Source organism: Ureibacillus chungkukjangi (genome assembly GCF_003217295.1).
GTDB lineage: Bacteria > Bacillota > Bacilli > Bacillales_A > Planococcaceae > Ureibacillus > Ureibacillus chungkukjangi.
Genome location: NZ_QJTJ01000073.1, coordinates 1 through 1874 on the forward strand (window position 1 = coordinate 1; position 1874 = coordinate 1874).

Genomic DNA, 1874 nt, shown 5'->3' on the forward strand with positions numbered 1-1874 from the left:
CTTTTTTGTGTGCCGGGCATGTCCGTCAACTAGGTGATGAAAGTTCACTGTGGGCGTTGAGATATGCGAACCACTAGCCAAACGCAAGGGTGTCCGTGGCGACGCGGAATCTGAAGGAAGCAGTAGGCAAAGCCTTGATCCGAGGTACACGAATCACATTCGAGGTTGTTCTGTCTGGATAAGATTGCAAAACAAATCAAAGTCCAAAATATCTCCGGAGGATAGGGCAATAAATGTGGCGGATAGATGAGGTGAAAGTGGGCGGACTTACCCCGGGAGGTCTGATGAATACCTGGAAACAGAACCTATCTAGCGATAGATAGCTGAATCGTCAGAAGTCAGCAGAAGCCATAGTACCAGTTGTGGGAAGGGCTGAACGAAAGGAGTGAACATGACTAGGAGCATTACACGACAGTAAAGACACAGCCAATCGAAAGACTCTTTAATTACCCTGAAGCGCAGAACGTGAACGGAGTGTTAGAGAGAGTGGAACTGTTCATGTGCATCCCTAACTCATGAAAACATATGGAATCAAATGGACTTATTTATTTAATAACAAACCGAGATAATTTAAACGAAGCTTTTAAACGGGTAAAACGAAATAAAGGAGCTGCCGGAGTCGATGTGAAAGATATAGAGGCAACTCGCCAGTACTTAAAAGAAAATAGTCATCAAATTATCGAACAACTACAGACTGGGCGTTACACGCCCCAACCTGTAAGAAGGGTAGAAATTCCGAAAGGAAATGGGAGTACAAGGAAACTGGGCATTCCAACGGTGACGGATAGGGTTATCCAACAGGCAATTGTTCAAATTTTAACACCGATAATTGACCCCATTTTCAGTGAAAATAGTTATGGGTTTCGTCCTAATCGAAGCGCACATCAGGCTATAGAGAAAGCGCAATCTTACATGGATGAAGGATATCGATACGTGGTGGATATGGACCTGGAAAAATTCTTTGACCGTGTCCAGCATGATAAACTCATGTCTCTAGTAGCGAACTATATCAAGGATAAGCCGACACTTAAGTTAATCCGAAAATTTCTAAACGCTGGAATTATGGAAAACGGTATCGTTATACATAATCAAGAAGGTACACCACAAGGTGGACCCTTGAGTCCACTTTTAAGTAACATTCTCCTTCATGAACTAGATAAGGAGCTTGAAAAACGAGGACACAGATTTGTCCGTTATGCCGATGATTGTAATATCTACGTCAAAAGCTTAAAAGCGGGGGAACGAATTAAAGCAGGGATGACTTCATTTATTGAAAAGAAATTAAAACTAAAAGTAAATGAGGAAAAATCCGCTGTGGGAAAGCCGAGCGCACGGATATTCTTAGGAGTGAGTTTTTATAAACACAAACAAACGAGAGTATTCGTGCCAAAGAAAAGCAAAAAGAAATTCGAAGAGAAAATTCGTCGCTTAACGAATCGTAATTGGAGGATTAAAATGGAAGACCGTATCCGAAAGTTAAACTATTTAATACAAGGATGGTCTAATTACTTCAAGATAGGCGATATCAAGACGTACGCAAGAGCAATGGATAAACATATTCGTCGTAGGCTCCGAGCATGTCGCTGGAAAGAGTGGAAAAGAATCGGGACAAAGTACCGAAACCTCATGAAACTAGGTATCAACTCAAATGACGCCTATAAAATGGCAAATACCAGAAAAGGTTACTGGCATTCCTCAAACAACCCCATCATAGATAAAGCCTTAAATAATAAATATTGGGCGAAGCACGGTCTAAAAAGCCTCATCGCTATAATTGATAAACCATAAAACTTTCGAACCGCCGTATACGGATCCGTACGTACGGTGGTGTGAGAGGTCGGCTAGCCAACTAATGGCTAGCCTCCTACTCGATT

At 41.9% G+C, this 1874-nt stretch carries 1 protein-coding gene; it reads left to right on the forward strand.

The window, feature by feature from the left end; genetic code table 11:
• Positions 1 to 525: 525 nt before the first annotated feature.
• A complete protein-coding gene (ltrA, locus tag BJ095_RS18780) occupies positions 526 to 1788 on the forward strand; it encodes a group II intron reverse transcriptase/maturase (RefSeq protein WP_107937927.1) in 1263 nt (420 codons plus the stop codon).
• The last annotated feature ends 86 nt before the right edge of the window (positions 1789 to 1874 follow it).

Excerpts from the sequence above, each read along its gene's own strand:
- ltrA (WP_107937927.1), top strand. The coding sequence starts at position 526 with ATGGAATCAAATGGACTTATTTATTTAATAACAAACCGAGATAATTTA.